Raw genomic sequence first — 20,997 nt, 5'->3', positions numbered from 1 at the left:
GCGGCGCGCCAGCCCCCACACCTTCAGGTCACTTTTCGGCGGCCAGGAGCTGGTTGACCTTGTCTTCGGCCGTCTTGAGCAGCGCGTCGATGTTCGCGTTCGGGTTCGTCAGCACACCGGACATCGCGGCGTCGAGCACCGCGTAGATCGCCTGCGCGTTGCGTGGCTCACCATTGATCGGGACCGGGTTCGCCTCGAAGATCGCGAAGTTCGCGGTGTCGACGTTCGCGTTCGCCTTGCGCAGCTCGAGTTCCTGCTTCTGCGTGTCGCTGCCGTTGGCGAAGAGCAGCGGCTGGGGCAGGCCCACCGGGTAGTTCTGCGGCTTGGCCCGGACGTAGTCGAACTGGCCCTTGCCCGGCGTCAGCTTCTGGTACGCGATCCACTTCAGACCGGCCTTGACCTGCTCGGGGGTGAGGCCCTTCTTGAAGAAGTAACCCTCACCACCACCGAGCGTCCCCTTCGCCGCGCCGTCCTGGCCGGGCAGCGGGGCCATCGCCCAGTCCTGGAACTTGCCCTGGAACTGGCTGACGATCGCCTGGGTGGCGTCCGGCGCGCCGACGAACATGCCGACCTTGCCCGCGCCGGCATTGGTCAGCAGGTCAGCCCACTGCAGCAGTTGGCGGTCGCCCATGCTGTTGTCGCCGTACCGCATGTCCTTGAGGTTCTGCAGGACCTGCTTGCCCATCGCGTTGTTGAAGTCGGCCTTTTTGCCGTCGGCGGTCAGCACCTGGCCGCCCTGGGAGTAGAGCAAGGAGGTGAAGTGCCAGCCTCCGGTGTTGCCGGCGCTGTACTCCGAGTAGCCGGCGATGCCGTTGCCGAGCGCGGAGATCTTCTTGGCGGCGGCCCGGACCTCGCCCCAGGTCTTGGGCGGGTTGTTCACGTCGAGCCCCGCCCGCTGGAACAGGACCTTGTTGTAGACCAGGCCCATCGAGTAGTTCTTTACCGGGACGGCATAGAGCTTGCCGCCGTCGGTGAAGACCTCCTTGAGCGCCGGGTCGACGCTGTCCCAGGAGGGGACCGTGTCCTTGTTGGCGAACTCGGTGATGTCCATCGCCTGACCGGAGTCGAGCACCTGCTGGAGATCGGTCATGTACCCGTAGAACAGGTCGGTGACGGTGCCGCCGGCGAGGCGAGCCGTGAAGTCCGGCGGGTTGTTGCACTGCTCGCCGACGCTGACGCTCTTGACGACGATGTTGGGGTTCTGCCGCTGGAACTCGACGACGTCGTCGTTCCAGTTCTTCAGCAGCTCTTTCTGGGCGCCGACCGGCTGGCAGTCGACGGTGATGGTGACCTTGCCGCCTGCATCGGTCTTTGCGTCGTCACTCTTCGTGGAGCAAGCCACCAGGCTGAGCCCCAGGCCGGCCACGAGCGCTGACGCCGCAGCCTTCCGGTACTTCGGTACGGACATCTGTCCATCCCTTCGGGAACGGGAGTCTCCATGACCTTCGCTGATCTGCGGTGATCGTCACCGCGGCCGAACCCTGCTACTGATCTGTCTCCGCCAGGTGACCCGCCGCCTGGATCTGCGGCGGACCGGCGCGCGGGATGGTGATCTAGCTCTCGTGCACGGCATGTTTCGTGCCGATGACGATACAAAGCCGAATCAGGTCGCGCAAGAACTGAACCGAAGGATGAAAGACAGGGACTGGCGCCATTCCGGACGCAAAAAGAGACGGACCTCGGAGGGTCCGTCCCTTTTTGTGCTCCGTCCCGCGCTACCCGGTCGCGGCCCGCGCCGGCCCGGTCGAACCGCGCACCACCAGCTCAGGTTCGAAGAGCAGTTCGTCGCCGTGCACGCCGGCGCCCTCGATCTGGGTCACCAGCAGGTCGACGGCCGCCTGACCCATCGTCTCGATGGGCTGCCGAACGGTGGTCAGCGGCGGATCGGTGCAGGTCATGAACGCCGAGTCGTCGAAGCCGACCACCGAGACGTCCGCCGGCACCGCGCGGTCCAGCCGGCGCACCGCGCGGATCGCCCCCAGCGCGAGGACGTCGCTGGCGCAGACGATGCCGGTGATCCCCCGGTTCACCAGCTTAGTGGCGGCCACCCGGGCACCCTCCATCGAGAAGCTCGACCGCTCCACCCACTCCCCCGGCTCGCTCCAGCCGGCGATCCGCTGCATCGCCGCGAGCTTGCGCCGCGACGGGACGTGGCCCTCGGGGCCGAGCACCATGCCGATCCGCTCGTGGCCGAGCGAACGCAGGTGCCCGCACGCCTGCTCCACGGCCACCGCGTCGTCGGTCGAGACCCGGGGGAACCCCAGCTCGTCCACGCCCGCGTTGACCAGCACGACGGGCAGCCCCCGGTCGGTCAGCCGGCGGTAGTGCTCGTGCGGGGCGTCGGCGAGGGCGTACAACCCGCCGGCGAAGATGACGCCGGAGACCTGGTGGTCCAGCAGCATCTCGACGTAGTCCGACTCGGACACCCCGCCGATGGTGCGGGCGCACAGTGCGGGGGTGAAGCCCCGCTGGGCGAGGGAGCCGGTCACCACCTCGGCCAGCGCCGGGAAGATCGGGTTCTGCAGCTCGGGCAGGACCAGCCCGACCAGCCGGGCCCGTTCGCCGCGCAGCTTGGTCGGCCGCTCGTAACCGAGCACGTCGAGCGCGGTGAGCACCGCGGTCCTGGTGGCCTCGGAGACGCCGCCGCGGCCGTTGAGCACCCGGCTCACGGTGGCCTCGCTGACGCCCGCCTTGCGGGCCACCTCACTCAACCGTTTCGTCACGGCCGCAATCCTACGTCGGATTCTTGCAAGAAATGAACCATGTGCTGCCCGGTGACATCAGTACGGCGGCGCCTCCGTCCCCGGGCCGGACCTGCGGGACCCGCCCGCGCACCCGCCGCCGCCATCCGCGCGGGCCGGCGGCGCGGCGGGAGGCAGGCGGTAACGCGGTCGCCGCCGCGGGTGCGCGGGTGTGAGGATCGCCGGGTGAGGATGCATGCCGATCAGGTCGACATCACCGCCGACGTCGTCACGGCGCTCGTCGGCGCCCAGTTCCCGCACTGGCGGGCGGATCCGGTGCGGCCGGTGGTGTCGTACGGGACGGTCAACACCCTGTTCCGGCTCGGCGACGAGATCGCGCTGCGGTTCCCGCTGCGGCCGAGCCTGGACGCCGCGCTGCGCGACGAGCTGGTGGCCGAGCAGGACCACGCCCGCCGGATCGCCACGCACGTGCCGGTGGCCGTTCCCGAGCCGATCGCCGTCGGCGAGCCCGGTCCCGGTTACGCCGGCCCGTGGACGGCGTACCGGTGGATACCCGGCGAGCCGGCGGACCGGCGCACCATCAGCGGGCCGCGGGTGTTCGCCGCCGACCTGGCCGCGTTCGTCGCGGCCGTGCACGACATGGAGACCGGCGGGCGTACCTGGGACGGGCGCGGCCGAGGCGGTCCGCTGCACACCAGGGACGCGTACGTGCGGTGGGCCCTGGGCGAGAGCACTCACCTGACCGACACCGCGCGGCTGGCCCGGACCTGGGCGGAGTGCCGCGACGCGGCCCCCCACGACGGGCCCGACGTGTGGCTGCACGGCGACCTGATGCCGGGGAACCTGCTGGTGCGCGACGGCCGGCTGGCCGCGGTCATCGACCTCGGCGCGGTCGGTGTCGGTGACCCGGCCGTGGACCTGATGCCGGCGTGGAACCTGCTGCCCGTGGACGCCCGCGACACCTACCGGCGCGCCCTCGGGGTCGACGACGCGACGTGGCAGCGCGGCCGCGGGTGGGCCCTCGTGCAGGCCATCGGTGCGCTGGCCTACTACGTGGGCACCAATCCCGTCATGGCCGACACCGCGCGCCGGACCCTCGACGCGCTCCTGGAATGACCGGCGGCGCGCCTGTCGGAGCCGGCGGCCGCCCTGCCGGCTCCGGCTCGACCATGACGTCATCGCAAGATATGAACAAAGGGATGCTTGAATATCTACAACTTATAGCAATAACATGAGCGCGTCACGCCCACGGCTGCCCCAGTGGGCCGTCCTGAGAGCGACGCCATCGGGACGTCGGGGCGGCGGCATCCGTCAGACCAACCCGAGAGAGTGGGTCATCCGATGTACGGAAGCTTCGACGAGGACGCCGCGCCGGGACGCCGCCGCGGTGCCGCCCGGACCGCCGCGGTCACCGCGGCGGTGGCGCTGAGCGTGCTCACCGGGGGCGCCGCCGCGGCCGGTCCCCGGCCCGCCGGTCCGGCGCCCGTGGTCACCCGGGCCGCGCTCGATCCGTCGCTCGTCGCCGGCCGCGGCGCCGCCGTCGGCTTTCTCGAGCAGGAGGCCGAACACGCCCGGACCACCGGCACGGTGATCGGTCCCGACCGGTCCGCGTACACGCTGGCGGGCGAGGCCTCCGGCCGCCGGGCGGTCCGACTGACCCCCGGGCAGTACGTCGAGTTCACCCTGCCGGCGGCGGCCAACGCGATCACCATCCGGTACAGCATCCCGGACTCGCCCGACGGCGGCGGCATCACCGCGCCCCTCGACGTCGCCGTGGGCGGTCGGCCCCGCACGATGACCCTGACCTCGCAGTACGCCTGGCTCTACAACCAGTACCCGTTCAGCAACGACCCCGACGCCGGGCTGCTGCACCCCGACTGGTGGATCACCGAGTGCTCCTGCGTCCCGGCGGCCACCACGCCAGCGCCGACAATCAGCAAGCCGTTCCGGCCGCACCACTTCTACGACGAGCAGCGCCTGCTGCTGGGCCGCACCCACCGCGCCGGCGAGATCGTCCGGCTGACCGCGCCGGCCGGCAGCGCCGCCGCCTGGACGGTCATCGACCTGCTGGACTCCGAGCTCGTCGGACCGCCGCACGTGGCGCCGCACGCGGTGAACGCCGTCGCCCTCGGCGCCGACCCGTCCGGCCGGCGCGACTCGGCCGACGCGCTGGACCGGGCCATCTCGGTGGCCCGCCGCACCCACCGGCCGGTCTACCTCCCGCCGGGCACGTACCAGGTCAACCGGCACATCATCGTCGACCACGTGACGATCGAGGGCGCCGGCAGCTGGTACACCGTGATCCGGGGCCGGGAGGTCGCCCTGGACACCCCCGCCCCCGACGGCTCGATGCACACCGGGGTCGGCTTCTACGGCCGGGACGCGGCGGTCGGCGGCAGCAGCAACGTGCACCTCTCCGGCTTCGCCATCGAGGGCGACGTCCGGGAGCGGATCGACCTCGACCAGGTCAACGCGATCGGCGGGGCACTCAACCACTCCACCATCGACGGCCTGTACCTGCACCACACCAAGGTGGGCATGTGGTTCGACGGACCGATGACCGACCTGCGGGTCACCGACACCGTCATCGCCGACCAGATCGCCGACGGCCTCAACTTCCACACCGGCGTCACCCACTCGTCGGTCTCGAACAGCTTCATCCGCAACACCGGCGACGACGGCCTGGCCATGTGGTCGGAGCGGACCGGCAACGCCCACAACACCTTCGACCACAACACCGTCCAGTCCCCGGTCCTGGCCAACGGCATCGCCCTCTACGGCGGCACGGACAACACGGTGTCGCACAACCTCATCGCCGATCCGGTCCGCGAGGGCAGCGCCATCCAGGTCGGCTCCCGGTTCGGCGCCGAGCCGTTCACCGGGCACCTCTGGATCACCGACAACACCACCGTGCGCGCCGGCACCTACGAGCTGAACTGGAACATCGGCCTCGGCGCGATCTGGTTCTACGCGCTGGACCGCAGCATCGACGCGGACATCCAGGTCGTCGGGGACGCCTTCCTGGACAACACCTACAACGCGATCATGCTGGTCAGCGACTGGCCGGTGAAGGACCAGGTGGCGATCACCGGCGTCGGATTCCGGGACATCCGGGTCGACGGCACCGGCACCTCGGTGGTCAGCGCCCGCACGGCCGGCTCCGCCTCCTTCGCCAACGTCGACGCCCGCAACATCGGGGCGGTCGGGGTCAACAACTGCGGATCGTTCCACTTCACCCCGGCCGGCTCCGAGTTCAGCCTGACCGACCTCGGCGGCAACGACGGTGGCTGGCTGGCGCCGTGGCTGCTGCCGAACACCATCACCTGCAACGACCGCCCGACCGTCGTACCGCCGCCGGCGCCCGCGCCCTGGTGAGTCGGCGTCCGGTGGGTCACCCTGTCCGGGCCCTCAGCCCTGGACGGGGTGACCTGCCGGAAGCCGCCGACCGGCGGCTACCGGCCGTTCACCACAGCGGCGTCTCCGACTCGGCATAGGGCTGATCGATGACGTGCACCGCGGCCTCCTCGGCGCTGGCGCCACCGCCGTCGATGCCGACCTCCCGGGCGACGGAGTCCGCCTCGACATCCTCGCCGGACCCCTCGTTGCTGTCGACGAGCCGCCCGGCGCGCAGGTCGCGGTCGAATCCCCGCCGGGTCAGTTCGTCCTCGTCGGCGTAGGGCGCGGGATCGTCGTCGGACGAGATGTCGGGCTCCTCCTCGGCGAGCCGCTGGGCGAGCGACTCACCCGCGTGCTCCTCCGCGGCGGTCGTACCGAAGCGGTTGGCGCCCGACCAGCGATCGGTCGCCACGATCCCGACGTCGAGCGGGTCCCCGACACCGTCCTCGAGGGTGTCGGAACCGTCGAGAACGCCGTCGTCCTCGATGTCGTCGTACTGCTGCACCTCGTCGCTACCGGCATCGGCGCTCATGGGGGACCTCCCAAGGGGTGGCGCGGTGGTTGCTCCGCTGCCGATGTTAGTCACTTTCCCGGCTGGGCCATCGCACGGCCGACCCAGGTCACGGCTCGTGCCCGATGGGCCAAAGCTGGGACTCCCGTCGCAACCCCGTTCACCCGCCGCAGGCGAGGTGGTTCATGGGCGCCATGGCGAACCCGGCGATCCTGACCGTTGACGACGATCCGGCGGACGTCCCGGGCGGTCGCCCGGGACGTCCGCCGGCGGTACGGTGACCGCTACCGCGTGGTCCGCGCGAACTCCGGGCCGGAGGCGCTGGACGCGCTGCGCGAGATCAAGCTGCGCGGCGAGCAGGTGGCGCTGCTGCTGGCCGACCACCGCATGCCCCAGATGACCGGTATCGAGTTCCTCGAGGCGGCCATGGACATCTTCCCGGCCGCCCGCCGGGTGCTGCTCACCGCGTACGCGGACACCGATGCCGCCATCGATGCGATCAACGTGGTCGACCTCGACCACTACCTGCTCAAGCCGTGGCATCCGCCGGAGGAGAAGCTCTACCCGGTGCTGGACAACCCTGCTCGACGCGTGGGCGGCCAGTCCCGACGCCGTCCTCGCCGAGCTGCGGGTGGTCGGGCACCGCTGGTCCGCGCCGTCGTTCAAGGTCCGCGACTTCCTCGCCCGTAACCTGGTGCCGTACCGCTGGCTGCTGGTGGACGAGCCGGAGGGCGCCCGGCTGCTCGACGCGGCCGGGGCGACCGAGGCGGACCTGCCGCTGGTGGTGACCGCAGAGGGCAAGGCCATGGTGGCGCCGACCCAGACGGAGCTGGCCGCGCTGGCCGGGCTCACCGTGGCGCCGGCGACCGACTTCTACGACCTGGTCGTGGTCGGCGGCGGCCCCGCCGGACTCGGCTCGGCCGTGTACGGGGCGTCGAAGGGCTGCGGACGGTGCTGGTGGAGCGCCGCGCCACCGGCGGGCAGGCCGGGCAGAGCAGCCGGATCGAGAACTACCTCGGCTTCCCCGACGGGGTCTCCGGCGCCCAGCTCACCGACCGGGCCCGGCGGCAGGCGACGAAGTTCGGCGCCGAACTGCTGAGCACCCGCGAGGTGGTCGGGCTGAGCGCCGCCGGGTCGGCCCGGCTGCTGCGCTTCGACGACGGCAGCGAGATCGCCGCCCACACGGTGGTGCTCGCCACCGGGGTGTCGTACCGGGTGCTCGACGCGCCCGGGCTGTCGGACTTCAGCGGGCGGGGCGTCTTCTACGGCAGCACCGCCACCGAGGCGCCGAGCTGCGTCGACCAGGACGTCTCGGCCTCGCCGGCCACCGGCTGGTGCTGATCGGCATCGGCGTCACCGCAATCCTCGCCGGGGTGAACGGCTTCCTACTGACCCGGGCGCCGCTGATGGACGCCGCCCGGGCCACGCTCTGGCTCACCGGCAGCCTCGACGGGCGGGGCTGGGTCAACGCGCTGCCGCTGCTGGCGGCGCTGGCCCTGCTCGCGCCGGCCGTCCTCGCCGGCGGGCGGGCGCTGGGCGTGACCGGGATGGGCGACGACCTCGCCACGACGCTCGGCGTACCGGTGCGGCGGCTGCGGCCGCTGCTGCTCGCCGCGGCGGTCACGCTGGTGTCGCTCGCCGCGGCCGCCGCCGGCCCGGTGTCGTTCGTCGCGCTCACCGCGCCGCACCTGGCCCGCCGGCTGACCCGGGCGCCGGGAGCGAACCTGCTGCCGGCCACCGTCCTCGGCGCCGCACTGCTGGTCGCCGCCGACCAGCTCGCTCAGCACGCCGTCACCGGGCGCCAGCTGCCGGTGGGCGTGGTGACCGGGGTGATCGGCGGCGGACACCTGGTCTGGCTGCTGGCCACCGAACGCCGGGCCGGGCGGCTGTGACCCGCCCCCACGAGAACGGAGCACCACCCATGCGCCCCGACACACCCCGGCTGGTCGGCCGGGCGATGACCCTCGCGTACGAGCGGCGGACCGTCGCCGAGGACCTGACGCTGGCCGTACCCGACGACTCGTTCACCGTGATCATCGGCCCCAACGCGTGCGGGAAGTCCACCCTGCTGCGCGCGCTGGCCCGGTTGCTCCACCCCGCCGCCGGCGCGGTCCTGCTCGACGGCGCGGACATCCACCGGCGCTCCACCCGCGAGGTCGCCCGCGTCCTCGGCATGCTGCCGCAGTCCTCCGTCGCCCCGGACGGCATCACCGTCGCCGACCTCGTCGCCCGCGGCCGCCACCCGCACCAGGGGCTGTTGCGACAGTGGTCCCGCGACGACGAGCGGATCGTCGCCGGAGCGATGGCCGACACCGGCGTCGCCGACCTCGCCGACCGGCCGGTCGACCAGCTCTCCGGCGGGCAGCGGCAGCGGGTGTGGATCGCCATGGCGCTCGCCCAGCAGACCCCGCTGCTGCTGCTGGACGAACCGACGACGTACCTGGACATCGCCCACCAGGTCGAGGTCCTGGACCTGTGCGCCCGGCTCCACGAGGAGCAGGGCCGCACCCTGGTCGCGGTGCTGCACGACCTCAACCAGGCCGCCCGCTACGCCACCCAGCTGGTGGCCATGCGCGACGGCGCGGTGGTCGCCGCCGGGGAGCCGCGCCGGGTGGTGACGGCCGCCCTCGTCGAGGAGGTGTTCGGGCTTTCCTGCCGGGTCATCGACGACCCGGAGACCGGGACGCCGCTGGTCGTGCCCGCCGCCCGCCGCCGGGTCGGCCCGGTGCCGGCGTGACCGCGCACCGGCCGCGTTCAGGTCTCCCCCGGGCGCGTGCTCAGGGGGTGCGCTGCCCCGCGACGAGGTCCAGCATCTCGTCGACCGAGCCGGCCGGGTCGGTGACCGGGAACTGCACCGCGCGCACCACGGCGTCCGGGTCGAGCAGCAGGGACAGCCGCTTGAACCGGTCCACGCCGCCCGCCCGGAAGGTCGGCAGGAGCAGACCGGCGGCGAGCCGACCGTCCTGGTCGGACAGCAGCGGGTACGGCAGCCGGGCGTGCTCGGCGAACGCCCGCAACTGGTCGGGGCGCTGGGTGCTCACCCCGCGTAGCTCGGCGCCGGCGGCGCGGAAGAGGTCGTGCCGGTCGGCGTACGTGCGGGATTCGAGGGTGCACCCGATGGCGCCGGGGATGTCCTCCCAGCCGCGCGGTAGGCCCTGGGCGCCGGGCGCGAACGCCCCGGGGAAGAGGTAGAGGACGGTCCACCGGCCGGGGACGGCCGGTGCCTCCTCGCCGGCGTCGTGCCGGGGCAGCGTCAGCGCCGGGAGCCGGCGGCCGACCAGCTGGTGCACCCGGCGGGCCTCGGCGGAGTCGGCGTCGGCGGTGGCGGTGAGGTCGCCGTCGCCCATGACGTGCCGGGTCCCCCAGTCCTGCAGGGCGATCAGCACCGGCAACAGGCCCTCGCCCTTGCGGGTGAGCAGGTAGTCGTGGCGCGGCGGGTGGGCGGAGTACGGCTGGCGCCGCAGCACCCCGTGCTCGACCAGCGCGCCCAGGCGCTCGGTGAGGGCCCGCCGGCTGACGCCGAGCTCGCGCTGCAACGCGTCGAACCGGGTGGTGCCGCCGGCGATGTCGCGGACGATCAGGAAGGTCCACCAGTCGCCGAGCACGCCGAGGGCCTGCGCGATGCCGCAGTCCGCGTCGCCGAGATCCGTCCGCTTCACATCCCACCTCCCGTCCGTCCGACCACGTCGACTATAGTCCGTTTCAGATTGGAACCCACTGGCTCGGGAACGGGGGTCGACGGCATGACCGTCAGGCAGGGGGCCGGAGTGTTCTGGCGCTGGTGGACCGCCGGCACGACCAGCCTGGTCGGGTCGGCGGTCGGCGCGGTGGCGCTGCCGCTGACCGCACTGACCGTGCTCGACGCGTCCGCGTTCGAGATGGGCCTGATCGCCGCCGCGAGCTACGTCGCCTGGCTGGTGATCGGGCTGCCGGCCGGCGTCATCGTGCAGCGGCTGCCGCTGCGCGGCGCCCAGGTCGGTGCCGACCTCGCCCGCGCCGTCGCGGTGGCGTCCATCCCCGTGGCCTGGTGGTGGGGCTGGCTCACCGTCGCCCAACTGGTCGTCGTGGCGCTGGTCGTCAGCTTCGCCAACGTGCTCTTCGACGTCGCCAACGCCACGTTCCTGCCGGCCATCGTCGGCCGGGAGCAGCTGCACGCCCGTAACAGCCTCACCTCGGCCACGCACGCCGCCACCCAGCTCAGCGGCCCGTCCCTGGGCGGGCTCGCGGTGCAGGCGCTCGGCGCGGTGCCGACGGTGCTGGTCGACGCGGCCAGCTACCTGGTCTCGGCCGCGCTGCTGCGCTCGCTGCCCGCGCGGCGGGTCGACGCCCCGGACCGGTGGCCCCCGCTCCGCGAGATGATCGGCGAGGGCTGGCGCTACGTGACCCGCCACCCCGTGATGGGGCCGACCATGTGGACGGCCACTGCGGTGAACTTCGTCTGCGGCGCCCAACTCGCGGTCTACCCGCTCTACCTGGTCCGGGAGCTGCACGCCCCGGCCGCGCTGGTCGGCGTGCTGCTGGCCGTGGAGGGCGTCGGGTCGCTGGTGGGCGCCACGCTGACCCCGTGGATCACCGGACGGTGGGGCACGGCCCGTTCCCTCGTGGTCGCCTGCCTGATCGCCGTCGGAGGCGCGTTCCTCGTCCCGGTCGGCGTCGGCTGGAGGGCCTACCTGGCGTTCGCAGCGGGCAACGTGGTCTTCGCCGGCGGCGTGGTGGTGCTCAGCGTGACCACCCGGACCTACCGGCAGATCGCGAGCCCGCCCGACCTGCTGTCGCGGGTGATGGCCACGGTCCGCTTCGTCTCCTGGGGCGCCATCCCCGTCGGCGGCCTGATCGCCGGCACCCTCGCCGGGCTGGTCGGCGCCCGGGTCACCCTCTTCGCCTTCGCCGCGGCGGCGGTGCTGGCCCCGCTGGCTCTGCTCTTCTCCCCCGTCCGCGGTCTGCACGACCTGACCGACCTGGCGGTCGATGGACCGACCGCGCGAGAGCCCGTCGCGGCCGCGCGCTGACGCTGCGGCGTCCCGCGGCAACGTCCGCGCGCCGTCCGCGACCTGGCCGAGCCGGTCGATGCTCACTCGTTGCTGCTGCCCTTCTTCGACCTCCAGTAGGTCCAGGGCCGTACTGCTTCTGCCTAGGGAGCGGTCGACACCTCGACGCCGGGTTCTTGAGCCATCCGCGAGGACACGGCGATGACGAACACGAGCGGCGCGATCAACAGTGCCGGCGACCACGCGGACAGGTGTACAGCCACCAGGGCACCGACAGCGGCGCCGCTCATCAGGGCCGCCAGGACTTGAGCCTTGGGCCGCAAGCCACGCCAGGGGGTCCGAGCGGCAACACCGGCGATCAGACTCGTGAGAGTGCCTGTCAGGTATGTGGAGGAGAGGCCCGGTACGCCGAACCGTTGGACGGCGCTGCTCTGCACACCCAATGCCGCTGCCGACAGCATCAGGAGAGCGAGATCGACGTGCTCCGAGTGGTTGGGAAGGTTGAGCTCCCAGACGACGAGAAACACGACGAACACCAGGAGCTCCAGGACGAGCGCCCGGGTGACCCGACCCGGCCAGACGGGGTCGTTCGGCTGCGCCGAGCCGGCGAGGCGGGCACCCGCGAGGACGCCGGCAATGAAGCTCACGATGGCGCAGCCTGAAGTCAGGGCAAGATCTGCTTCGCCTCTGCCCGCTGCCAGCCCGAGCAGGACCATGTTGCCCGTCATCACGCTCGAGAAGGCGCCGCCCAGGGAGAGGAAGCCAACGGCGTCGGCGCATCCGGTCAAGAACGTGAGCACGACAACGAGGGCGTGCCTTCGCCTGAGGAGATCCAGGCTTCCTCTTGCTGTGGCACGGGAGCGCATGACACGCGGCACTGTTTTCAGCACTGTCGGCTATCCTCCACGGATTGTTCTTCGTATACACTTCGTCGGGACGTTCACGGAGAGGCGATCAGGTGGCTGAAGACCTGCGGGACAAGCTCGGCGCTCAACACCTGCCGCTACGCGACCAGGTCCTCGCCGCCCTACGGACCGCCATCATCAACGGCGACTACCCTCCGGGCGAGCGGCTGACCGAGGACCGGTTGGCCGAAGACTTCGGCGTCTCTCGCAACCCGGTCCGGGAGGCACTGCGCGTCGCAGAGGCAGAAGGTTTCGTCGTGATCCTGCCCCGCCGCGGGGCGGTTGTCGCCTCCCCCAGCAGCGGGACCATCGCCGACATGTTCGCCGTCCGCGAGCGCCTGGAGGCGCTGGCCGCCCGGCTGGCGGCCGAGCGGGCGACGGCGGCGGACGTGGCCGCCCTGAGGGCGCTGCTGGACCAGGGCCACGAGGCGACGGAGCAGCAGGACCTGCGACGGGTCGCCGAACTGAACACCGCCCTGCACCTGCGGATCCTCCAGATCAGCGGAAACCCCTGGCTGTCGTCGATCGCCAAGGCGCTGTACCTCCATGTGCAATGGGTCTTCCGACTGGGAGCCGCGGAACGAGCACCACACTCGTGGACCGAGCACATTCAGCTGGTCGACGCCATCGAGTCAGGTGACGGTGAGCGAGCCGAGCAGGCCGCACTCTCCCATCTCGACGCGGCATCCGCGGCCGCCTACGAGAACGCCGAAGGCGGGTATGGAGCCCGCTAGCAGTCAACGGCCGCAGGCATAGCCCTGCATGCCACGCGGGTTCGCCCCTGCCCCGAGCACACCCGTAGCCGGATCGCGGGTCACGGCACAGAGCCGGCCGAGGCTCCACGAGCCGGAGAGCCGTACCTCGTGCCCGTACGCACGCAGTGCCGTCAGGACATCCTCGTCCAGGCGGTCCTCCATCACCAGGACGCCGGGCTCGAAGTCGCGCGGGTAGAACGACGCCGGCAGGCTGGTGGTGTGCCACATGGGCGCGTCGATGGCCTCCTGCAGGGACCGACCTCCCGCCAGATGGCGAAGAAGGAACAGCAGCTGCCACTGATCCTGCTGGTCGCCGCCGGGAGTGCCGCACGCCAGCACGGGCGCGCCGTCGCGGTGCACCAGTGTCGGGCTCAGGGTGGTACGGGGTCGGCGTCCCGGGGCAAGCGACGAGGCGAGACCTTCCTCCAGCCAGAACATCTGGAGTCGGCTGCCGAGGGGGAAGCCGAGGTCCGGAATGGTGGGAGAGCTCTGCAGCCAGCCACCGCTCGGGGTGGCGGAGATCATGTTGCCCCATCGGTCGACCACGTCGACGTGACAGGTGTCGCCGCGGGTGACGCCGTCCGGCTTCACCGTCGGCTCGCCCGTCGTGGGATCCACCACGTCGGCCCGGCGTCCAGCATTCTGTTGGACATAGCCAGGGAGACGCGGTTCCGCTCCATCGGGACGCCCCGGTCGTAGCTCCGCCGACGCCCGCCCTCCGATCAGACCTGCCCTCTCCCGTGCGTACTCCCTGGAAAGGAGCGCCTTCAGGGGCACGTCGATGCCATCGCCGTACCAGGCCTCGCGGTCGGCGAACGCAAGCTTGAGCGCTTCGGCCTGGGCGTGGATGCCGTGAGCGGTTGACGGGTCGTACGCGGCTGGGTCGTCGAGCGCGTCGAGGACCGACAGCGTCTCCAGCAGCACCGGGCCCTGGCCCCAGAAACCGGTCTTCGCCACCGAGTGACCGTTCCAGTCGAGGGTGACCGGCTCCTCCCAGGTCGCAGAGTAGGCAGCCATGTCCGCGCCGGTGACGAGGCCGGCATGGGGACGCCCGCTGGAGTCCTGGAACGGTTCCCGGGAGAACCGGTCGATCGCCTCGGCCACGAAACCTTCACTCCAGGCGCGACGTGCGGCGTCGATCTGCGCCTCGCGGTCGGAGCCGCCTGCCTGTCCGGCATTGACGAGTCTTTGCAGAGTCCGCGCGTAGGCCGGGTTGGCGAACATCTCGCCCGCCGCCGGCGGCTTGCCGTTGCGCAGCCAGAGCTCCGCGGAGGTGTGCCAATGCTCCTCGAACAGCGATTGCACGGCTGCCACGGTGTCGCCGACCCTACCGACCAGCGGATGGCCGGCGCCGGCGTATCCGATCGCCGGCTCCAGCACCTCCTCCAGAAAGAGCGTGCCATGGTCCCGCAGCAGGAGGAGCCAGGCGTCCACGGCGCCGGGCACGGCCGCCGCGAGCGGGCCGGATCCGGGGATGAGGTCCATCCCGAGGGACCGGAAGTGCTCGATCGTGGCACCGGCCGGCGCGGGCCCCTGCCCACACAGCACCTTCGGCGCCGGGTCCTGGGCCGTTGCGACGATGGCGGGCACCTCACCGCCTGGCCCGTTGAGGTGTGGTTCCACGACGTGCAGGACGAACCCGGCGGTGACGGCCGCGTCGAAGGCGTTCCCGCCGCGCTCGAGGATCCCCATGGCCGCCTGGCTGGCGAGCCAGTGCGTCGAGGACACCATCCCGAAGGTTCCCTGCAGCGTGGGCCTGGTGGTGAACGTCATGAAAGCACCTCACTGTTGTCAACGGTCCGAACGTCAGGCCGTGTGCCGTCCGGCTGCACCAGGTGGCACGCGGCCTTCCCGCCACCGAACTCAACCTGCGCCGGTACCTCCGTCGCGCACCTGTCGAACGCGAGAGGGCATCGGGTACGGAAGCGGCAGCCGGACGGAGGGTCCAGCGCGGACGGCAGGTCGTCGCCGAGCAGTACCGGCTGACGCTGCCGTTGGCGGACCGGGTCGGCCACCGGTGCGGCCGCCAGCAGCGCCTGTGTGTAGGGGTGGGCGGGTCGCGTGAAGATCTGCTCACGCGAGCCCGTCTCGACGAGTTGGCCGAGGTACATGACGGCGATCTCGTCCGCCAGGTACTCCACCGCAGACAGGTCGTGTGTGATGAAGAGGCAGGCGAACCCGATGTCCCGCTGCAGGTCGGCCAGGAGGTTGAGCACCGACGCCTGCACCGACACGTCGAGTGCGCTGGTGGGTTCGTCCGCGATGAGCAGCGTTGGCTCGGAGATCAGCGCCCGGGCGATGCTGACCCGCTGGCGTTGCCCTCCGGAGAGCTCATGGGGATACCGGCGCGCCACTTCAGCCCGCAGGCCGACCCTTCCGAGTTCCGTGGCGACTCGCGCCTCCCGGTCGCGTCGCGAGATCCGCTTACCCGACAAACGCAATGGTTCAGCCACCACGTCGCCCACCAGCATGCGCGGGTCCAGCGAGCCTGCGGGGTCCTGGAAGACGATCGACACCTCACTTCTGTGCTGGCGTAGCTGTCGCCGGGACAGGTGCGTGACATCAGTCCCGTCTATCCTGACCACGCCGACGGTGGGCTCCACGAGCCTCACCACGCACCGGCCCACCGTCGACTTCCCGGAGCCGCTCTCCCCCACCAGCGCCGTGACCCGGCCCTTGGGAATAGTGAGGGACACACCGTCCACGGCTCGCACCGGCCCGAAGTGCATCACCAGGTCCTCGAGTTCGAGGGCGTTCGGTTGCGGCGTCATAGGTTCGTCTCCTGAGGCTGCGTCCGAGGCGCCGGGCAAGGGTGCCAACATGCCACGAGGTGGTCCTTCGCCGCGAGCGCGGTTCCTGTCCTGACCACCTCGAGGGGCGGGGCGGAGTCACGGCACTGCGAGTCGGCAGCCGGGCACCGGTCCGCGAACGTGCACGCGTCGGGCTGGCTGGACAGGACGGGCACCAGTCCGGGAATCTCCTGCAGCCGCTCGGTGCCGGCATGCTTGCCCGGAGTTGGTGAGGCCGACAGAAGCCCGGCCGTATACCGGTGGTACGGGTGCGCGAACAGGTCGGTGACCTGCGCCCGTTCCACCACCCGCCCGGCGTACATGACGACGACGCGGTCCGCGACGTCGGCGATCACGCCGAGATCGTGCGTGATGATGAGGATGCTCGTGCCCAGCCTGTCGCGCAGGTCTCGGAGCACCTGGAGGATGCCGGCCTGGACCGTGACGTCCAAGGCGGTGGTCGGTTCGTCGGCCACCAGCACCTTCGGGCCGCAGGCCACCGCCATCGCGATCATCACCCGCTGGCGCATGCCCCCGGAGAGCTGATGTGGGTAGTTGTCGACACGGTTCGAGGCGGACGGGATCCCGACGAGCGACAGCAACTCCACGGCCCGCGCCCGGGCGCCCCGCCTGGACATCCGCTCGTGAACCTGCAGCACCTCACCGATCTGGCGCCCGACGGTGAGCACCGGGTTCAAGGACGTCATCGGTTCCTGGAAGATGTAGGCGATCTCCTTACCGCGCACCCGGCGCAGCACCGACTCACGGGTACCGACAAGCTCGGTTCCCCTCAGCCGCACCGAACCGGAGACCCGGGCGCTGCTGGGGAGCAGGCCCGCGATGCTCATCGCCGTGACGCTCTTGCCGCAGCCCGACTCGCCCACCATGCCGACGATCTCCCCGGGAGCGAGATCCAGACTTACCCGGTCGACGGCCGAGACAGTCCCGCCCTCGGTCGTGAACGAGACCGAAAGATCGCGTATCTCCAGCACGGGTGTGCCGACCACGGAGGAGGCGGTGCCCGGCTGTTCGACTGTGGTCATCACCGGTCTCCCTTCGGGTCGAGGGCGTCACGAAGGGCGTCACCAAAGACGTTGAACGCCAGCGCCAGGATCATGATCACCACACCAGGGAAGATTGCTGCCCACGGGGCGCGGGCGGCGAACTGCTGAGCAGTGGCCAGCATGGTTCCCAAGCTGGGGGCCGGGGGCTGGATGCCGAGGCCGAGGAACGAGAGCACCGCTTCTCCCAGGATCGCGGCCGGGATCGCGACCGTGGCCTGCACCAGGATCACCGACGTCGCATTGGGCAGGATGTGCCGGGCGAGCACCCACAGGTCGCTCGCACCGTCCACGACGGCCGCGGCGACGAAGTCCAGCGACTTGAGCCGTAGCGTGTCCGAGCGCACCACGCGGATGACCCCCGGGATCTGCGCGATCCCGATGGCCACGGCGGCGTTTCCGAGGCTGGCGCCCCGGACGGCCGCCAACCCCACTGCCATGATCAGGAACGGAAACGCGAGCAGCAGGTCGGTGAACCGTGAGATCACGGCGTCCCACGCCCGGAAATAGCCGGCCGCGAGCCCTAGCGGTACGCCGATGACCAGAGAGGTGGCTACCGCCAGGAGTCCCACCTCGAGGGACGCTCGTGCCCCCAGCATGATGCGCGACAGGACGTCACGGCCCAGATCGTCGGTCCCCAGCACGTGTCCCGGGGTGCCCGGAGGCGAGAACGTGTGGGCAAAGTCGGTCTGCTCGACGGAATATGGGGCGATCCAGGGCGAGAGCACGGCAACGACGGCCGCGAGCGCGAGCACGACGAAGCTCACTACGGCGAGAGGATTCCTTCGCAACCGTCTGAGGACCCGGGTGCGTCGAGTGATGCTGGCGGGCCCGGCTTCCGCCATCGGAACGGTGAGGACGGTCATGCCGGATCCCCCGTCACACGAATTCGTGGGTCGATGACCGAATAGAGCAGGTCAACGAAGAAATTGATCACGATGTAGGCCGTTGCGGTGAGCAGGACGACAGCCTGGATCACCGGGTAGTCCCGCTGGAACACCGCATCGATGGTCATCTTGCCGAAGCCCGGGAGCCCGAAGATCTGCTCGGTGACGACCGCGCCAGATATCAGGCCCCCGAGTTGGAGGCCAACGATCGTCACCACCACGATGAGGCTGTTCCGGAGGGCATGCCGGGTGATGACAGCTCGCGGCCGAAGACCCTTCGCCTTCGCCGTCCGTACGTAGTCCGAGGAGAGCGAGTCCAACATCGCGGATCGCGTCTGTCGCATGATGATGGCGGCGAGCCCCGTGCCGAGAATCACGGCCGGCAGGACGATGTGGTGCAGGTTGTCCACCGGATCCTGCAGGAGCGGCACGAAGCCGGAGGCCGGAAACAGCCCCGTCGCCACGGAGAGGTAGAGGATCGCGAGCAGTCCGAGCCAGAAGTGCGGCACCGACAGGCCCACCAGTGCCAGTCCGTTGGCCAACCACTCCGCGGGGTGCCCGCGACGCACTGCCGCGAGCACACCGGCGCCGACGCCCAGCACCGCGGCGATGAGGATCGCCAGGATGGAGAGCTCGGCCGTCACGGGCAGGGCGGTCGTGAGCATCGACGAGACCGGCATCCCGGTTCGGATCGAAACCCCGAAGTCCCCTTGCAGAGCGCGTTCCACGTACTGCGCGAACTGAAGTGGCAGCGACTGGTCCAGCCCGTAGTGGTGACGGATGGCCTCCAGCGCCTCGGGCGACCGGTCCTCCCCTGCCAGTGCGAGCGCGGGGTCCCCGGGAAGGGCCCGCACACCGAGGAACACCACGACGGTTGACAACAACAAGGTCAGCGCTGACTGCCAGGCGCGCCTGAGTAGGTAGCGGATCACGAGGACCTACTTGGTGAACCCGGCAAAGGCCGCTCGGATCACGCCGTCCGGGAAGACCTGCAGACCCTGCACCTTCTTGGAGACAGCCGTCAGGTTCCGCTGCCGGTAGAGGTAGATCAGCGCGTCATCCTGCTGAAGAATCGTCACCGCCTGCCCGTACAGCTTCTTGCGCTCTTCGACGTCGTTCGACTGACGAGCCTCGGTCAGCAGAGCATCGAGCTGGGCGTTGCTGTAGCCGGAGACGTTCTGGCTTCCGCCGGTACCGACGAAGTTCGTGATGTTGGCGTCCGGGTCGATCCGCCCGCTCCACCCCAGCTGCAGCAGCTCGAAGTTGCCGCGGTCCTGCTCGTCGAGCAGAGAGGAGTACTCCACCGGATTGATCTTCAGATCGAATCCGCCGTCCTTGACCATGGCCTGAAGTGCCTGCGCGAGACGCAGCGTGTCGGGCGTGTTCGACGCGAGCATCGTCACCTGGTACGGCGTCTGAACGCCGGCCTCGGCGAGCAGCTGCTTGGCCTTGGCGGGATCGTGCGCCGGGCACGTCTGCGCTTCCGGAGACGAGAACGGGCTCGCGGGAGAGATCGGCGAGCAGGCCGCCGCGAAGAGCCCGTTGAAGACGGCCTGTACCAGCGCCTTCCGGTCGATGGCGTGCTCGAAGGCCTGTCGAACCTTGGCGTCCTGCGCGATGGGGCGGTTGATGGGCTTGGGCGTCGTGCCGACGCCGTCGACGTTGCCGATGTTGAACGTGAGCCCCTGGTATCCGAGAGACTGCGACTGCAGGACGGAGACCGAGGCGTCTTGTCGCAAGGCGGCGAAATCCTGGGTGGAGATGCTGTCGGCGACCTGGGCGTCGCCGGAGCGCAGGTTGGCAGCGCGGATGCTCGCGTCGCTGAGAATGTGCCACGAGATGGCGTCGAGGTGGACCTTGGCAGCGTCGTAGAAGTTGGGGTCCTTCACGACGTCGATGGAGTTCTGCGGCACCCGCTTGGCGAACTTGAAGGGTCCGACGCAGACCGGCGCCGAGGCGAAGTTCTCTCCCAGGCTTTTCAGCGCCTTCGGGCTCATGATCATGCCGGCGCGGTCCGCCAACGCTCCGGCCAGGGGCGCGAACGGCTGCTTCAGGTGAATGACGACGGTGTGGGCATCAGGCGTGTCGACCGTCTCGATGGGGCCGAGTTCGCTCTTGCGCGCCGACCTGGGGAGGGTCAGGTTTCGTTGCAGGGTGGCTTTCACCGCAGCGGAGTCGAGCTGCGTTCCGTCCGCGAAGCGCGCGTCCTGGCGCAGCGGGATGGTCACCGTCTTACCGTCGCTGCTGGTAGTGGGGAGGGCGGTCGCCAACTGCGGCACCACCTGCGCCTGCTCGTTCACGTCGTAGAGTTTCTGGCACATGGCCTGGAAGACGTAGCGCGAGTAGAGGCTCCGCGACATGCTCGGGTCCAGCGCGTCGGGCTCCGCGGAGAGGGCGATGACCAGCTTGCCGCCTTCCTTCACGGCAGCGGGGTCCGCCGGCGTACCGAAGGAGTCCTGGCCTGCCGACTGGTTCCCGTCGGACTGGCTGCTGCCCCCGTTGTCCGACACCGGCGAGCAGGCTACGACAGTGCAGACAACAGCGACCGCCGCCACCGCGGCGCGGAGTGGAGCGAGCCTCCGCCGGCTCGTTTCGCTGAAGAAGAGGTTCGTCATAAGGAGCTCCTCAAGTGGGCGATTCGGGGAGCGTATGTTGTATACGATGAATGGCGCAAGGGATCTTCAGGTAGCCGCCGAGCGTCCGCAGGCACGATGATCATGGATAGATTCGACCCGTAGTTGGGGTCGGCCAGCCGCGGGCGGGACACCCGTGGCGCCGTTGCGAGTCACTCCAGCGCCCGGTGCCCAGGAACTCCGCTGCTCCCAACCCGCTCCCCCGGCACGGGAAGAGCAGCGACCGCCCGGCCGTGAAGATTGCGCCTGGATGTAGGCGCGCTGCGCCAGGTTGACGTGCGCCACCCGTTGTGGCGGCTGGTGTAGCGCGGGGTTGGAGCCGACTGGGACCGAGGTCTGCGGGGCCATTGCGCGAATGCCACGGGTGACG

General features: G+C 70.6%; 18 protein-coding genes and 1 pseudogene. 8 read left to right on the top strand and 11 right to left on the bottom strand.

The window, feature by feature from the left end:
• Window positions 1–28: 28 nt before the first annotated feature.
• Both ACTWO6_RS16145 and ACTWO6_RS16140 read right to left on the bottom strand, forming a co-directional pair.
• Window positions 29–1,408 carry an ABC transporter substrate-binding protein gene (locus ACTWO6_RS16145; RefSeq protein WP_446220429.1) on the bottom strand — a complete coding sequence of 460 codons (1,380 nt, stop codon included), beginning with the start codon at window positions 1,406–1,408 and terminating at the stop codon, window positions 29–31.
• 307 nt (window positions 1,409–1,715) lie between these two features.
• A complete protein-coding gene (locus tag ACTWO6_RS16140; protein WP_446220428.1) occupies window positions 1,716–2,723 on the bottom strand; it encodes a LacI family DNA-binding transcriptional regulator in 1,008 nt (335 codons plus the stop codon).
• A 210-nt stretch (window positions 2,724–2,933) separates the two neighbouring features.
• Here ACTWO6_RS16140 and ACTWO6_RS16135 point away from each other — a divergent pair, with 210 nt between their 5' ends.
• Both ACTWO6_RS16135 and ACTWO6_RS16130 read left to right on the top strand, forming a co-directional pair.
• Window positions 2,934–3,818 (top strand): aminoglycoside phosphotransferase family protein, encoded by an 885-nt coding sequence (locus ACTWO6_RS16135; RefSeq protein WP_446220678.1) that lies wholly within the window; start codon window positions 2,934–2,936, stop codon window positions 3,816–3,818.
• A 225-nt stretch (window positions 3,819–4,043) separates the two neighbouring features.
• Window positions 4,044–6,077, top strand: coding sequence for a glycosyl hydrolase family 28-related protein (locus ACTWO6_RS16130; protein ID WP_446220427.1), 2,034 nt, complete (start codon window positions 4,044–4,046; stop codon window positions 6,075–6,077).
• 88 nt (window positions 6,078–6,165) lie between these two features.
• Here the strand turns inward: ACTWO6_RS16130 and ACTWO6_RS16125 are convergent, their stop codons facing one another.
• Window positions 6,166–6,630, bottom strand: a complete 465-nt coding sequence (locus tag ACTWO6_RS16125) for a DUF5709 domain-containing protein (protein ID WP_446220426.1) — start codon at window positions 6,628–6,630, stop codon at window positions 6,166–6,168.
• 198 nt (window positions 6,631–6,828) lie between these two features.
• Here ACTWO6_RS16125 and ACTWO6_RS16120 point away from each other — a divergent pair, with 198 nt between their 5' ends.
• The 4 genes and pseudogenes from ACTWO6_RS16120 (at window position 6,829) to ACTWO6_RS16105 (ending at window position 9,346) form a co-directional block, all read left to right on the top strand.
• Window positions 6,829–7,299, top strand: a complete 471-nt coding sequence (locus ACTWO6_RS16120; protein ID WP_446220425.1) for a response regulator — start codon at window positions 6,829–6,831, stop codon at window positions 7,297–7,299.
• A 261-nt stretch (window positions 7,300–7,560) separates the two neighbouring features.
• Complete coding sequence (locus tag ACTWO6_RS16115) at window positions 7,561–7,950, top strand: NAD(P)/FAD-dependent oxidoreductase (protein ID WP_446220424.1); 390 nt, start codon at window positions 7,561–7,563, stop codon at window positions 7,948–7,950.
• Window positions 7,923–8,501: pseudogene (locus tag ACTWO6_RS16110) on the top strand (iron chelate uptake ABC transporter family permease subunit); the annotation flags it as partial. The gene ACTWO6_RS16115 and the pseudogene ACTWO6_RS16110, both read left to right, overlap by 28 nt.
• A 65-nt stretch (window positions 8,502–8,566) precedes the next feature.
• Window positions 8,567–9,346: an ABC transporter ATP-binding protein gene (locus ACTWO6_RS16105; RefSeq protein WP_446220677.1), complete on the top strand. Its 780-nt coding sequence runs from the start codon at window positions 8,567–8,569 to the stop codon at window positions 9,344–9,346.
• 40 nt (window positions 9,347–9,386) lie between these two features.
• Here the strand turns inward: ACTWO6_RS16105 and ACTWO6_RS16100 are convergent, their stop codons facing one another.
• Window positions 9,387–10,268 (bottom strand): winged helix-turn-helix transcriptional regulator, encoded by an 882-nt coding sequence (locus tag ACTWO6_RS16100; RefSeq protein WP_446220423.1) that lies wholly within the window; start codon window positions 10,266–10,268, stop codon window positions 9,387–9,389.
• Window positions 10,269–10,352: 84 nt separating this feature from the next.
• Here ACTWO6_RS16100 and ACTWO6_RS16095 point away from each other — a divergent pair, with 84 nt between their 5' ends.
• Window positions 10,353–11,618 (top strand): MFS transporter, encoded by a 1,266-nt coding sequence (locus tag ACTWO6_RS16095; RefSeq protein ID WP_446220422.1) that lies wholly within the window; start codon window positions 10,353–10,355, stop codon window positions 11,616–11,618.
• A gap of 122 nt (window positions 11,619–11,740) precedes the next feature.
• Here the strand turns inward: ACTWO6_RS16095 and ACTWO6_RS16090 are convergent, their stop codons facing one another.
• Window positions 11,741–12,397, bottom strand: a complete 657-nt coding sequence (locus ACTWO6_RS16090; protein ID WP_446220421.1) for a YoaK family protein — start codon at window positions 12,395–12,397, stop codon at window positions 11,741–11,743.
• 158 nt (window positions 12,398–12,555) lie between these two features.
• On the opposite strand from ACTWO6_RS16090, the gene ACTWO6_RS16085 reads away from it, so the two are divergent.
• Window positions 12,556–13,236 carry a GntR family transcriptional regulator gene (locus tag ACTWO6_RS16085; RefSeq protein WP_446220420.1) on the top strand — a complete coding sequence of 227 codons (681 nt, stop codon included), beginning with the start codon at window positions 12,556–12,558 and terminating at the stop codon, window positions 13,234–13,236.
• Between the two features lie 3 nt (window positions 13,237–13,239).
• On the opposite strand, the gene ACTWO6_RS16080 is transcribed toward ACTWO6_RS16085, so the two are convergent.
• The 6 genes from ACTWO6_RS16080 to ACTWO6_RS16055 are packed head-to-tail and all read right to left on the bottom strand — an operon-like array spanning window position 13,240 to window position 20,609.
• The gene (locus ACTWO6_RS16080; RefSeq protein WP_446220419.1) at window positions 13,240–15,030 is read right to left on the bottom strand and encodes a gamma-glutamyltransferase family protein; all 1,791 of its coding nucleotides are present in this window, start codon (window positions 15,028–15,030) and stop codon (window positions 13,240–13,242) included.
• Window positions 15,027–16,028, bottom strand: coding sequence for an ABC transporter ATP-binding protein (locus tag ACTWO6_RS16075; protein WP_446220418.1), 1,002 nt, complete (start codon window positions 16,026–16,028; stop codon window positions 15,027–15,029). The genes ACTWO6_RS16080 and ACTWO6_RS16075 overlap by 4 nt, the downstream gene beginning before the upstream one ends.
• Complete coding sequence (locus ACTWO6_RS16070; protein WP_446220417.1) at window positions 16,025–17,089, bottom strand: ABC transporter ATP-binding protein; 1,065 nt, start codon at window positions 17,087–17,089, stop codon at window positions 16,025–16,027. The genes ACTWO6_RS16075 and ACTWO6_RS16070 overlap by 4 nt, the downstream gene beginning before the upstream one ends.
• Window positions 17,089–17,973: an ABC transporter permease gene (locus ACTWO6_RS16065; RefSeq protein ID WP_446220416.1), complete on the bottom strand. Its 885-nt coding sequence runs from the start codon at window positions 17,971–17,973 to the stop codon at window positions 17,089–17,091. Before ACTWO6_RS16065 ends, ACTWO6_RS16070 begins: the two co-directional genes overlap by 1 nt.
• Window positions 17,970–18,926 carry an ABC transporter permease gene (locus ACTWO6_RS16060; protein ID WP_446220415.1) on the bottom strand — a complete coding sequence of 319 codons (957 nt, stop codon included), beginning with the start codon at window positions 18,924–18,926 and terminating at the stop codon, window positions 17,970–17,972. Before ACTWO6_RS16060 ends, ACTWO6_RS16065 begins: the two co-directional genes overlap by 4 nt.
• Window positions 18,927–18,932: 6 nt before the next feature.
• The gene (locus ACTWO6_RS16055) at window positions 18,933–20,609 is read right to left on the bottom strand and encodes an ABC transporter substrate-binding protein (RefSeq protein WP_446220414.1); all 1,677 of its coding nucleotides are present in this window, start codon (window positions 20,607–20,609) and stop codon (window positions 18,933–18,935) included.
• Between the last annotated feature and the right edge of the window lie 388 nt (window positions 20,610–20,997).

Source organism: Micromonospora sp. IBHARD004 (assembly GCF_052814115.1).
The sequence above is the reverse complement of the archived record's forward strand: the minus strand, read 5'-3'. Positions and strand labels throughout refer to the sequence as shown.